The organism is Dyella sp. 01N36 (genome assembly GCF_056399745.1).
On record NZ_JBFTRY010000009.1, the window covers coordinates 58822 to 71224 of the forward strand.

At 61.5% G+C, this 12403-nt stretch carries 12 protein-coding genes; 6 read left to right on the forward strand and 6 right to left on the reverse strand.

Going from position 1 to position 12403, the window contains the following annotated elements:
- The first annotated feature begins 55 nt into the window (after positions 1–55).
- Positions 56–355 (forward strand): hypothetical protein, encoded by a 300-nt coding sequence (locus tag AC1DMG_RS04020; RefSeq protein WP_441605032.1) that lies wholly within the window; start codon positions 56–58, stop codon positions 353–355.
- 78 nt (positions 356–433) lie between these two features.
- Positions 434–676: a hypothetical protein gene (locus tag AC1DMG_RS04025; RefSeq protein ID WP_441605033.1), complete on the forward strand. Its 243-nt coding sequence runs from the start codon at positions 434–436 to the stop codon at positions 674–676.
- A 560-nt stretch (positions 677–1236) separates the two neighbouring features.
- Here the strand turns inward: AC1DMG_RS04025 and AC1DMG_RS04030 are convergent.
- The gene (locus AC1DMG_RS04030) at positions 1237–1602 is read right to left on the reverse strand and encodes a hypothetical protein (protein WP_441605034.1); all 366 of its coding nucleotides are present in this window, start codon (positions 1600–1602) and stop codon (positions 1237–1239) included.
- Positions 1603–1612: 10 nt separating this feature from the next.
- The gene (locus AC1DMG_RS04035; protein WP_441605035.1) at positions 1613–1954 is read right to left on the reverse strand and encodes a HigA family addiction module antitoxin; all 342 of its coding nucleotides are present in this window, start codon (positions 1952–1954) and stop codon (positions 1613–1615) included.
- A gap of 860 nt (positions 1955–2814) precedes the next feature.
- On the opposite strand from AC1DMG_RS04035, the gene AC1DMG_RS04040 reads away from it, so the two are divergent.
- Entirely contained in the window at positions 2815–3756 is a 942-nt protein-coding gene (locus tag AC1DMG_RS04040; protein WP_441605036.1) for an alpha/beta fold hydrolase, read from the forward strand.
- A gap of 134 nt (positions 3757–3890) precedes the next feature.
- Here the strand turns inward: AC1DMG_RS04040 and AC1DMG_RS04045 are convergent, their stop codons facing one another.
- The 4 genes from AC1DMG_RS04045 to AC1DMG_RS04060 form a co-directional block, all read right to left on the reverse strand.
- Positions 3891–4433, reverse strand: coding sequence for an HNH endonuclease (locus AC1DMG_RS04045; RefSeq protein ID WP_477180192.1), 543 nt, complete (start codon positions 4431–4433; stop codon positions 3891–3893).
- 239 nt (positions 4434–4672) lie between these two features.
- Positions 4673–5419 carry a TSCPD domain-containing protein gene (locus AC1DMG_RS04050; protein ID WP_441605037.1) on the reverse strand — a complete coding sequence of 249 codons (747 nt, stop codon included), beginning with the start codon at positions 5417–5419 and terminating at the stop codon, positions 4673–4675.
- Positions 5420–5596: 177 nt separating this feature from the next.
- Positions 5597–6193: a histidine biosynthesis protein HisIE gene (locus AC1DMG_RS04055; RefSeq protein WP_477180193.1), complete on the reverse strand. Its 597-nt coding sequence runs from the start codon at positions 6191–6193 to the stop codon at positions 5597–5599.
- Between the two features lie 115 nt (positions 6194–6308).
- Positions 6309–8453 carry an adenosylcobalamin-dependent ribonucleoside-diphosphate reductase gene (locus AC1DMG_RS04060; protein WP_441605039.1) on the reverse strand — a complete coding sequence of 715 codons (2145 nt, stop codon included), beginning with the start codon at positions 8451–8453 and terminating at the stop codon, positions 6309–6311.
- A 347-nt stretch (positions 8454–8800) separates the two neighbouring features.
- Between AC1DMG_RS04060 and AC1DMG_RS04065 the strand changes: the two genes are divergently transcribed.
- From AC1DMG_RS04065 to AC1DMG_RS04075, 3 genes are all read left to right on the forward strand, one after another.
- Complete coding sequence (locus AC1DMG_RS04065; RefSeq protein WP_477180194.1) at positions 8801–10171, forward strand: Do family serine endopeptidase; 1371 nt, start codon at positions 8801–8803, stop codon at positions 10169–10171.
- A 259-nt stretch (positions 10172–10430) separates the two neighbouring features.
- Positions 10431–11612 carry a LysM peptidoglycan-binding domain-containing protein gene (locus tag AC1DMG_RS04070; RefSeq protein WP_477180195.1) on the forward strand — a complete coding sequence of 394 codons (1182 nt, stop codon included), beginning with the start codon at positions 10431–10433 and terminating at the stop codon, positions 11610–11612.
- A gap of 11 nt (positions 11613–11623) precedes the next feature.
- The gene (locus tag AC1DMG_RS04075; RefSeq protein WP_477180196.1) at positions 11624–12319 is read left to right on the forward strand and encodes an HAD family hydrolase; all 696 of its coding nucleotides are present in this window, start codon (positions 11624–11626) and stop codon (positions 12317–12319) included.
- Positions 12320–12403: the final 84 nt, after the last annotated feature.

Sequence of the window (12403 nt, forward strand, 5' to 3'; positions counted from 1 at the left end):
CAGGATACCGAATGTCTGGGCGGGCAATTCCAGACAACTACTAAGGAGACGCGCAATGCGTTCTATTAGAGCTACTGAGTTCGAAAACATTAGTGGTGGTAGCACTGCCGATGGCAATATTGGCACGGCTCGTTATATCAACGGCAAGCTTGTTCTGCCGGACGCTTGCTCGACTGCTAACCTCGTCAGTAATGTTCAGGCCGGAGCAATCACTGGCGGCATTGGTGGCGCCATTGCTGGAGCAGCCAGTGGGCCGGGCGCCATCCTTTCCGCTGCGGGCGGCGCGGTCTTGGGGGCCGGCCTGGGCGCAATGACTGCATCGATTAATTGCCGAAATGCGCTTAGCGTTCGATAAAGTGTGACCTCTATGCCGCCCACTTTTAAGCAGAGAGGCGGCATAGAGCCCCGATATCTGACCCCAGTGGGTGCGTATATGAAACTCGACAGACGACGTCAGATTGCTGATCGCGGGATCGTCTCTTTTATGCTTGTTTTTGGAATTGGTCTTATAGGCAGTATTAGCTTTATTTCTTACTGCGGTATGCATTTACTAGCTGGAGAAGGGCTCTCTTTCTTCCGGCTTCGTGAATTTGCATTCTCGTCTATGCTCAATGGAACTCTTATCGGTCTCGGCTTCTGGTTTATATTATTCTTACCGCATAAGAGCGATCTTTGACGAAAGCCTCGGGGGTGGCCCAAACGGCGGCTCGCTCAACATTCATTTGATGAGAACTAAAGTGGTCAGAGAACTAAAGTGGTCAGAGCGATTTTCTACTGAGAGATGAGTACCCCGACCACTTTTCTCGAGAAGGGTGGTTCGGTGCTCCTTCTTGTCCTGCGAGGTGGCTAATTGAATGAGAAACTATTCAGATTGGTATTTCTATCTCTTCTCGCACTTATGTTCGCGACTCTTGCAGCAAGGAACCTTTCCACACATAGCATCAAAGTATTCGTCTATGGTGCGATAGCTATGATCTGCTGTATTGAATTACTTAAGTCGCGCACGGATCGACGTTAGATCCTTGCCATGACGGAGTCAGGTTCAGGTCTATCGATGGACTTCCATTTGAAAGGTGAACCTGACCCGTTTTTGGCACCGTAGTGGCGGTGGGGTCAGATTCACTTCAAAGGCGGCGAGAAGTGAACTTGACTCCATTATTGCCGTTCTTTGGATGGGCGGTCGCATTTGCCCCGCCCATTTCCTTTTGTCGCGCCACAACCACCGGCAGAGCGCCTTCAGCCGCTCACAGCACTCCCCTCCTCCAGCTCCAACATCCCCCAGGCAATTTCCGCAGCCCGCTCGTTCAACATGCAGAGCGCCGCAAACAGGCCCTCGGTCAGTGCGGGGGAGAGCGGCAAGTTGGCGGGCGGATAGCCGGACGAGCTTTCCTGGATGAGCCGGTAGGCCTCGCTGTTGGCCAGCACGCAGGACACGGCCTGGATGCCTTCGGCAAGCGTTGCGCTGGTGGCCGCCAGACGCTGTGCCGGTTCTGGAAACTCGTCGAAGATCCAGTAGCGGCGGCTCAACGGGTTGACGGGTTTGCCTGGGTTGGGTGTGGCAGCGTTGCCGCGTATGCGCCCCGTGTGTTTGGACTTGGCCATGATCAACGCCTTAGTAGTTGGTCGTGGTTAGCGGACCGTCATCCACGAGAGGGCGGTAAGCGCGGATCACAGGCTTGGCCTTCTCCAAGTCGTAGCGCGCCTGAAGTGCCAGCCAATAAAAGGCGGTGGTGTCGAAGGTCAGCGAAAGGCGCAAGGCGATCTTTGGCGTGATGGGTTGTGTGTCGGCGATGAAGGCTTTGATCTGATTGGACGGTATGCCGGTGCGGCGGGCGAGTTGGGCGGGGTTGAGTGCGTTGGGGATCAGGTACGCGTGCAGCAGGATGTCGCCGGGGGCTCGCAGGGGTTGCGAGGGGTCGACTTCCGAATGCGGGGTGAGCTGGATCAGTTCCATGGTGGTTCCTCCCTGTCGGACACGGCCGCACAGCGGCTCAGCGCTTACAGCGCTCCGTGTCAGTGAATGCTTGGCAACTTTGTCGGTGATCGCCCGAATGCGGCGCATCGCCATGCCGGCCGATGCGCTGCAACGGCGATCATCGGAGGCGTGTGGTGTTCACTCGAGGCTCGTCACCGAGCAGCCGGGCGTATTGCTGCAGGCAGTGGATGGCCGTGCCCAGGCTGGCCGTGACGGCCATGGGAAGCGGCCATGGCAGCGCTCTGCCGGGGAATCCCCGCGACTGCGCGTGGCGGCACTGCTCGCTGTCGAGACGCAGGCGCGTGAAGGTGAGCACCGCCAGGGCGATGTCACCGCGAGTGACAAGACGCGGGGTTTCTGGCCATGCAACAGACGTGCATGATGAGTCGCCGGGCGGAGGAGTGAGGGTGTCGTCAGGGGGAACGGACGAGCGAATGCGTACCGTATGATCGCGGGTAGCCATGATCAACTCTCTATAAGTTGGTGATGGTTAGCGGGTCGTGGGTGTTGCAAGCACACACGGCCCGCGCCTCATGACCTGGTGGTCATGGTCATTCGCGAGGGCGTGCAATACGACAGCGCGAATGACTGACTGACCCTAACAAGCAGGGTTGGCAACGTCTGTCAGGGATCGGCGAGATGGGTGTCCACCTGGGTGAGGTGATGCGTGACGGCGCAAGGCCGGCTAGACGTCAGCACCATGTCTCTACCCGTCCGCGTTATTCAGCGCCTTGATCACGTCCAGATAACGCGACCTGCCTTGAACTACGCCCGGACCGGCGAGCCTATGGCAGCGGTCCTCTGGGGCATTACCTGACCCGGCCTTTCCTGAGGGAGTCATGCTGATGATTCGCATATTGCTTCTGGCGTGCCTGTTCGCGGGCGCCAGCCTGCCCGTTGCTGCAACCGTTCAACCCTTTCCGCCATCGTTCCGCGTCCAGGACATCCAGACGGACGGGGCCACCATCCACGTTCGCGTTGGCGGGAAAGGGCCCGCCGTTGTCCTGCTGCATGGCTTTGGGGACACCGGCGACATGTGGGCGCCGCTGGCGGCGGACCTGGCGCGCAATCACACCGTCGTCGTGCCCGATCTGCGTGGCATGGGCCTGTCCTCACATCCCGAAAGCGGCTACGACAAGCGCACACAGGCCGCGGATATTCGCAGCGTGCTGACCAAGCTAGGCATTGATCACTCKGCCGTGGTGGGGCACGACATCGGCACCATGGTGGCGTACGCCTATGCCGCCCGCTATCCGGACAAGACCGATCGCCTTGTGGTGATGGATGCCCCCGTGCCCGGCATCCCGCCGTGGGACCAGATCGTGCGCTGGCCTGCGCTATGGCATTTCGATTTCGGAGGCCCGGATATGGAGCGCCTCGTTGCGGGCCGCGAACGCATCTACCTGGACCGGTTCTGGAACGAGTTCGCCGGTGATCCATCGAAAATGGACGAAGCATCGCGCCAGCACTACGCCGAACTCTATGCCCGACCGAACGCCATGCACGATGCGTTCTCGCAGTTCCGCGCCTTCCGCAAGGACGTCGAAGACAACCAGGCGGCCATGGCGACCAAACTCACGATGCCCGTGCTCGCGATCGGCGGTGAAAAGTCGTTCGGCGCAAACGAAGCCATTGTGATGCGCAATGCCGCCACCAACGTCACTGAGCTGGTCGTCCCACATGCCGGTCACTGGCTCATGGAGGAAGCCCCCAGCACCACCATCGCGGCGGTTCACAACTTCATCGACGGTAAGCCTGTGGCAGCTGCGGGGGCGAAGTAGGCCAGAACAAACGGGGCAGAACACTTTTTCTGGAAGCTCACTGCTTCAGAACTAGGTCGCGTGGCGAAGATTCGGCCACGAAGCAAGGCTGAAAAAGTGTTCTGACCCCTTTTGTTGTTTCGCCCTATTTATCTTCAGTGCGCTGACTTCAGCATTTCCCGCACTTCTTCAATGGTATATGCCGGCCGACGCCGATGAATTATGTAGTGGCAGTTCGGGCAAACTGGCGCTAGGTCCCTCACTGGATCAACCTCGTACGTCGTGCCGATTGAGCTAAGTTCAACGATGTGATGAATATGGATGCAGTCCTTCCCTACAGGGCCATATTCCCTTTCAAAGTCAAATTCGCACACACGGCAACTCGCGCCGTACGTTTTAAGACATAGCTCTCGGGCTTCCTTGTTCCTTTCGTACGCGTTAACCGAGAGATTGATCGTGGCTCCCTCAAAAAAGGTCGCGCTCTCGCGGTCATAGTCTTCTGGGACTACCACTACTTTGGTGCGTAACTTCCAACGCCCTCGTCCGGAGATCTCTTTGCGCTCAATTACCCCCTCTCGCGCAAGGTCTTGGTGCGCCCATCGAATCTCGTGCTGATAAAGAGCGCCACCTCCCCGCCGCTTCGCTATCTCATTACTCGTCAGCTCCCAATCCTTTGCTAGCTTTACGTCGACAAACACAGCAAAGAGCTATTCGGCAATGGGGTGGGATTGGAAGTGGATGATGACTAGGCGTCCGGAGCGCGTGCATCTTTACGAATGCACAGATGCAAAAGGGATCAATATTTTCGCGTACACCCCGCAAACCGGGTAAAGAAAAAGGGCTTGCAGCGATGCAAGCCCTATTTCCTTGGCTGAGAGGGCGGGATTCGAACCCGCGGCACGCTTGCAAGTACGCCTGATTTCGAGTCAGACGCTTCTCACCCGCACTTGCTATACCCACAATTCAAACAAGTCTGACACCCATCCATCAGCACCAGCGCCTGCGTATTGCACTTGGCGCAAAGGGTGGCGCCCGGCGGGAAGCCGGTGGGGGATTCGGTGGCAGCGGTTTCCGTGGTGGTGGCAGCAGCCTTCTTGCCGCTCGTCACCGCCTCATAGGCAGCGCGCTTCTCGGCGACCAGCTTGCGGGTGGACTCGTCCATTTCCGGGTCGTGGATCAGGCCGATCATCTTCATGTGTTGCTCGATGACCGCGCCGATCTCGGCGACGATGGAGGGCATGTAGACGCCGCCGGCTTTGAAGTAGCCGCCGCGGGGGTCGAAGACGGCCTTCATCTCTTCGACCAGGAAGGTGACGTCGCCGCCTTTGCGGAACACGGCGGAGAGGATGCGGGTGAGCGCCACGATCCACTGGAAGTGGTCCATGTTCTTCGAGTTGATGAAGATCTCGAAGGGGCGGCGCTGTTCGTAGGGGGTGCCGACGTTGAGCACGATGTCGTTGATGGTGACGTACAACGCGTGCTCGAACAGCGGTGACTTGATCTTGTAGGTGGAGCCGACCAGCGTCTCGGGACGCTCCAGGCTCTCGTGCATCTGGATGATTTCCGCCTTGGGCGCTTCCTTGGAAGCTGCCGGTGCAACGGCGGGCGCAGCGGCGGACGCGGCCTTGTCCTCGGGCTTTACGACGTTGTAGCCCTTGATCTTCTTTTCGATCTTGATCGCCATGGTGTGTTCTTCCGACGGGTTGGCGGCGCGGCGGTTTGTTTGGCTAAGAACCGGCGTCTTGAGGTGGTCGCGCGTTTGGGCGGTGTCGCTACTGGATTCCGGCCTGCGCCGGAATGACGAACTTTTAAGAACGATCCGGCCCGGCGTGTTCAGCGCCGGGCCGGGTCGCGTTACGGCTTACTTACGGCGTGCGGCTTTCTTGGCGACCTTGCGGACGGCATTCTTCACGCTCGCCTTCTTGCTGGCAGTGGACCTCTTGACCGCCTTGGCGGCCTTCTTACCGGCGACCTTGCGGACCGCCTTCTTAACGGCGGCCTTCTTGGCCGTCTTTTTGATGACCTTCTTGACGGCCTTCTTGGCAGCGGACTTGCGCACTGCCTTCTTCACGGCCTTCTTGGCGACCTTCTTGGCGGCTGCCTTCTTGACCGCCTTCTTGGCGACCTTCTTGGCAGCTGCCTTCTTGACGGCCTTCTTGGCGACCTTCTTGACGGCGGCCTTCTTGACGGCCTTCTTCACGGTCTTCTTGGCAGCTGCCTTCTTCACGGCCTTCTTGACTGCCTTCTTGGCGGTCTTCTTGCCGGCGGCCTTCTTCACAGCCTTCTTTGCAGCAGCCTTCTTGGCCGGAGCAGCCTTCTTGGCCGCGGCCACCTTCTTCTTGGCGCGAGCCTTCTTGGGCTTGGCTGCCGCGGTCACTTCGACCACGGGAACCTCGACCGGCGCGTCTACGACCTGGGCGGTTACTTCTTTCACATCAAACTCGGTATCGATGGACATGCGTGTTATCCCCTCCGACGTGGATTCTGGACTTTATGTTGAGCCTTGCCGCAAGGACACTACGGTATTGCTCTTGGCAGTGGGCTGACACCCGAGATCAGGTATCGCGGATAGTTTAGAACTTTCCGTAATACCCTTCCTTCAAGGCATCGAACAAATTGGCGGCGGTATGCATTTCGCCGTCGTATTCCACTTCTTCGTTGCCTTTCAGTTCGACAACACTACCGTCCTCCAATTCGAAGCGGTAGAGGGTGCTCTCAAGGTCGGCTTCTTTAACCAGCACACCCTGGAACGCCGCGGGGTTGAAACGGAACGTGGTGCATCCCTTCAAACCCTGCTTATACGCGTAAAAATAGATATCTTTGAAATCTTCGTACGGGTAGTCGGTGGGGACGTTCGCCGTCTTGGAGATGGACGAGTCCACCCACAGCTGCGCCGCCGCCTGGATGTCGACATGCTCCTTGGGCGAGATGTCGTCGGCCGAAACGAAGTACTCGGGCAGCTTGGACTTGGCGTCGTCCGAGTAGGGCAAGGCATCGGCATTGATCAGCGCGCGGTAGGCCAGCAGCTCGTAGCTGAAAACCTCGACCTTCTCTTTGGTCTTGCGGCCTTCGCGGATCACGTTGCGCGAGTAGTGGTGCGCAAAGCTCGGCTCGATGCCGTTGCTGGCGTTGTTGGCCAGCGACAGCGAGATGGTGCCCGTGGGCGCGATCGAGCTGTGGTGGGTGAAGCGCGCGCCGGTTTCGGCGAGCTCGGCCACCAGGTTGGGCGCCACGCTGGCGATACGCTGCATGTAGCGGCTGTACTTGGCGTGCAGCACGCGGCCGGGGATGGTGTCGCCGACCTTGTAGCCGTCGGTGGCCATTTCCGGACGCTTGCGCAGCATCTCGCCGGTGACGGTGTAGTCACGGGTGAGCACGGGCGCGGGGCCCTTTTCCTTGGCCAGGTCCAGTGCCACTTCCCAGCCGGCGACGGCCATCTCGCGGGAGACTTCTTCGGTGAAGGCCACCGACTCGGCGGTGCCGTAGCGCATCTTGAGCATGGTGAGCGTGGTGCCCAACCCTAAGAAGCCCATGCCGTGGCGACGCTTGGAGAGGATCTCGTGGCGCTGCTGTTCCAGCGGCAGGCCGTTGATCTCCACCACGTTGTCGAGCATGCGGGTGAAGATCTTCACCACTTCGCGGTATTCGTCCCAGTCGAAGCGGGCCTTGGGGCCGAAGGGGTCGCGCACAAAGGTCGTCAGGTTTACCGAGCCCAGCAGGCACGAGCCGTACGGCGGCAGCGGCTGCTCGCCACACGGGTTGGTGGCGCGGATGTGCTCGCACCACCAGTTGTTGTTCATCTCGTTGACCTTGTCGATCAGGATGAAACCCGGCTCGGCAAAGTCATAGGTGGACACCATGATCATGTCCCACAGGTGGCGCGCACGAATGTGCCCGTACACTTTGCAGGCCACCAGGCCGTCGTCGCGGCCCACGTAGTTTTCGTGGGTGGGCCACTCGCGCCAGACGATTTTCTCGGCGTCGGTGAGGTCGACTTCGTCCTTTTCCTTGACGTGCACCGGGAAGACGAGCGGCCAGTCGTGATCGTGCTCCACCGCCTGCATGAAGCCGTCGGTGATCAGCAGCGAGAGGTTGAACTGGCGCAGGCGGCCGTCTTCGCGCTTGGCGCGGATGAATTCCTTCACGTCCGGATGGCTGACGTCGAACGTGCCCATCTGCGCGCCACGACGGCCACCGGCCGAGGACACGGTGAAGCACATCTTGTCGTAGATATCCATGAAGGACAGCGGGCCGGAGGTGTACGCACCGGCGCCGGACACATACGCGCCGCGCGGACGCAGCGTGGAAAACTCGTAGCCGATGCCGCAACCGGCCTTCAGCGTGAGACCGGCCTCGTGCACCTTCTCCAGGATGTCGTCCATGGAGTCGCGGATGGTGCCGGACACGGTGCAGTTGATGGTGGACGTGGCGGGCTTGTGTTCCAGCGCGCCAGCGTTGGAGGTGATGCGGCCGGCGGGGATCGCGCCACGGCGCAGCGCCCACAGGAAGCGTTCGAACCAGTGGTCGCGCAGCTCCGGCGTGGCTTCCACATCGGACAGGGCGCGGGCGACGCGCTGGTAGGTTTCGTCCACGCTGCCATCGACCGGCGCGCCGGACTTCGCCTTCAGGCGGTACTTCTTGTCCCAGATATCGTAGGACGCAGGCTGCAGCGGAATGACGGTATCGCGGGTTACGGCTGGTGCACGCGCGGTGCTCATCGGCTTCCTGACCTCTCGGTTTGGCCTCACGGCCCCGTGTTGGTGTTGTTCTGTTCGGCTAAGCCGCTCGTATCGGGTCGCGCCTGAAAAGCAAAAGCCGCGCGTAGAGCCCGATCCTTGCGTTCCCTGCCCGACCCTTCGGCTACTCCCCCCTGAGAGTGCCCTGTGACACCAGCTCTTGGGTTTAGGCCCGGCCTAGTCACACAAGATGTTGTGGTCGCGAACGAGGGAAAGTTACCGCTGCCCTTTCGCCTTGTAAAGTAAATTCGTCAATACCAAACGGTGGAACCGCCGACGCCGCGCCGAGTCGAATGACCAACGATTCGACCCACGCACAAGGAGTCCCCATGTTTCTTCGTTTCGTCCGCCGACTGGCCGCCGCGGTTTTGGTGTTGATTGCCGCGACACCCTTCGCCAGTCACGCCGCGCTACCCGTGTCGATCGATGGACAACCACTGCCTTCGCTGGCGCCGATGCTGGAGAAGGTGACGCCGGCGGTGGTGAACATTTCCACCAAGACGCGGGTGCAGGTGCGCGATCCGTACTTCGACGATCCGCTGTTCCGGCAGTTCTTCGGCCTGCAGGGTTCGCCGCGTTCGCGGGTGGAACAGAGCCTGGGTTCGGGCGTGATCGTGGATGCGGCCAAGGGCTACATCCTCACCAACAACCATGTGGTGGGCGGCGCCGACGACATCACGGTGACGCTGCAGGATGGCCGCGACTTCAAGGGCAAGCTGGTCGGCACCGATCCGGACACCGACGTGGCGGTGGTGCAGATCCAGGGTACGAATCTGCAGGCACTGCCGATGGCCGATTCCGCGCAGCTGCGCGTGGGCGACTTTGTCGTGGCCGTCGGCGATCCATTTGGCCTCGGGCAGACGGTGACCTCGGGCATCGTGTCGGCGCTGGGCCGCTCGGGCCTGGGCGGCACGGGCTATCAGAACTTCATCCAGACCGAYGCSKCGATCAACCCYGGCAACTCCGGTGGCGCGCTGGTGAACCTGCGCGGCGAGCTGGTCGGCATCAACACCATGATCTTCTCGCCGTCGGGCGGCAACGTGGGCATTGGCTTTGCCATCCCCACCAATCTCAGCACGGAGGTGATGAAGCAGCTGATTGTCCACGGCAAGGTCAACCGCGGCAACCTGGGCGTGGAAACGCAGGACATCACGCCGCGCATCGCCAAGGTGCTGGGGCTCAAGGACAGCAACGGCGCGGTGGTTACGCGCGTCAACTCCGGCTCGGCGGCGGAGAGTGCGGATATCCAGGTGGGTGATGTGATCACCGCGCTCGATGGCAAGCCGCTGCGCAACGCGCAGGATCTGCGCAACGCCGAAGGCCTGCTGCCGCTGGGCAGCACGGTGACGCTTGCGGTGCAACGCAATGGCGCGGTGCGCAACGTCAGCGCCAAGCTGGTGCCGGAGAAACTCGCCACGGTGGATGGGGCCAAGCTCGATGCACGACTGACCGGCGTGACCTTCAGCGAGCTCCCGCAGAACCTGCGCTCGCAAGGCCTGGGCGGTGTGAGCGTGAGCACCGTGCGTGCAGGCAGCCGCGCGGCGCAAGCGGGCCTGCAGGCGAACGACGTGGTGATCGGCATCGGCAACCTGCGTATTCCCGACCTGCGCACCCTGCAGCAGCTAGCAGGCGTGAATCCGCGGCAGCTGGTATTGGTGGTGTCGGGCGATGATGGCGTGCGCTACGTAGATATCCGTTGATGTCACTCCCCGCCGCGACAAGGCGGCTCATGTCGCAATGGAGCTGCGACAGGCCGCTTTGTCGTGACATGCGGGAACGGGGGATAAACGCGACTGGCGATGCGTGTCCGTCGTCGCGTTTTTCCACGATGCAAGGGCAGGAATTCGCTTGCGGTTTGCGTGCAGGCTGGCTGAAATAGCCGAGTTACACCTTTCTTGCACGCACGCCCAGCTAAGGCGGCCTGCGAACCATCATCATCATTCGAGGTTCCCCACCGCCATGTCATCACGCATTTCCCGCCTGCTCATCGTTGCGATGCTTACCGCATTCGCAACCACCGGCGCCCTCGCGRCCGCCAAGACCACCAAGACCACCAAGAAGCCGACCACCCCGACCGCACCGGCACTCGTGTGGCGCGGCGACTACGCCACCGCCCGTGGCGTGGTGGAAGACGTGAGCAAGGCCTGGGAAAAGAGCGGCAAGGGCCGTATCGAAATCCAGCCGTTCAACACCGCCTCGGGCCTGGACGCCGTGGCACACGGCCTGACCGACATCGCCGGCAGCGCGCGCAACAGCGCCGGCGGCACCGAGACCGACCTGGTGTTCACGCCGGTCGCGTTTGACGCGCTGGTGATGATCACCCATCCGTCGAACGGCACGGGCAACCTCACCGTCAAGCAGCTGCACGACATCTACTTCGGCAAGATCACCAACTGGAAGGACGTCGGCGGCAAGGACGCGCCGATCAACCTGTATGCCGTGGCCAGCCCGGGTGACGGCGTGGAATACAGCCTGCGTCGCCTGATCTTCGGTCGCGGCAACCAGCYGGTGGCCGCACCGCGTCTGTACGTCAACACGGCCAAGCTGGAAGAAGCCGTGACGCTCGACCCGAATGCACTGGGCGTGACCACCCTGTCGGGGGTGGCCAGCAACAGCAAGGTGAAGATGGTCAGCGTGGACGGCGTGCGTCCTAGCCTGTCGACTGTCACCGATGGCAGCTACGTGCTGTACACCCCGCTGTATCTGGTCACCAACAAGGAAAGCCCGAAGGCCGCGCAGATCACTGCCTTCATGGAATTCCTGCACACCGACGAAGTGCGTTCGCTGGCGCGCGCCCACCAGCTGGTGCCGTACACCGATGCACCGCAGCTGGCCCAGAACGACAAGACCCGCCGCGAGAAGCTGCTCGCCGAGAACGGCATCAAGATGGACGTGGTCGCCGATCCGATCCCGACGGCAACGCCGGTGACCGCGCCGACCGCACCGACGGCCGCTGCCGTAACCTCGCCGACGGCTGAAAAGGGTGGCGCTACCGGCCAGACCTACACCGTCTCCAAGGGCGACACGCTGGGTGTGATCGCCAAGAAGTACTCGGTGTCGGTGGCCGATCTCAAGAAGTGGAACGACCTGTCCAGCGACAACGTGAAGATCGACCAGGTGCTGAAGGTCAGCGGCAACTGATCGCACCGCACGTGCGCATCCGCGCCCTGACGCTCGACCTGGACGACACCTTGTGGCCGGTACTGCCGGCCCTGGAGCGTGCGGACCGCGATCTGGATGCGTACCTGCGCCAGCACTATCCCGACGTCGCGCGCGCATGGCCCATCCCGGCCATGCGTGCGCTGCGTGCCGAGGTCGCCGCCGAGCGCACCGATCTGGCCCACGACTTCACCGCGCAGCGCCACATCACCATGCAACGGGCCTTCACCGCCTGCGGCATCGACGAGGCACCGCTGGAGACGCTGTGGGAGGTTTATTTCTCCGCGCGCAACAGCGTCGAGCTCTATCCCGACAGCCTGCCCGCCCTCCAGCGCCTCGCTGGACGCTGGCCGGTGGTCAGCCTCACCAACGGCAACGCCGACCTCGATCGCATCGGCATCCGCGAACACTTCGCGCATCACATCTGCGCCCGCGACACCGGCATCGCCAAACCCGATGCACGTATTTTTGTGGCTRCCGCCGAGCACCTCGGGCTGCGGCCTGAAGAAATCCTCCACGTTGGCGATGATCCGGAACTGGACGTCGTCGGCGCCCGCGATGCGGGCCTGCGCACCGCGTGGATCAACCGCCACGGCCATCCCTGGCCCGGCCTCCTCGGCACCGCACCTGACCTCGACCTGCGCGATATGAGCGCGCTGGTGGATTGGCTGGAAGCGCAGGGTCAGTAGCGAGGCGTCGCGGCTCTTCCCGTAGCGCACCCTTGTAGGAGCGCACTTGTGCGCGACCAGCCAACGGAGCGGTACACCCCAGCG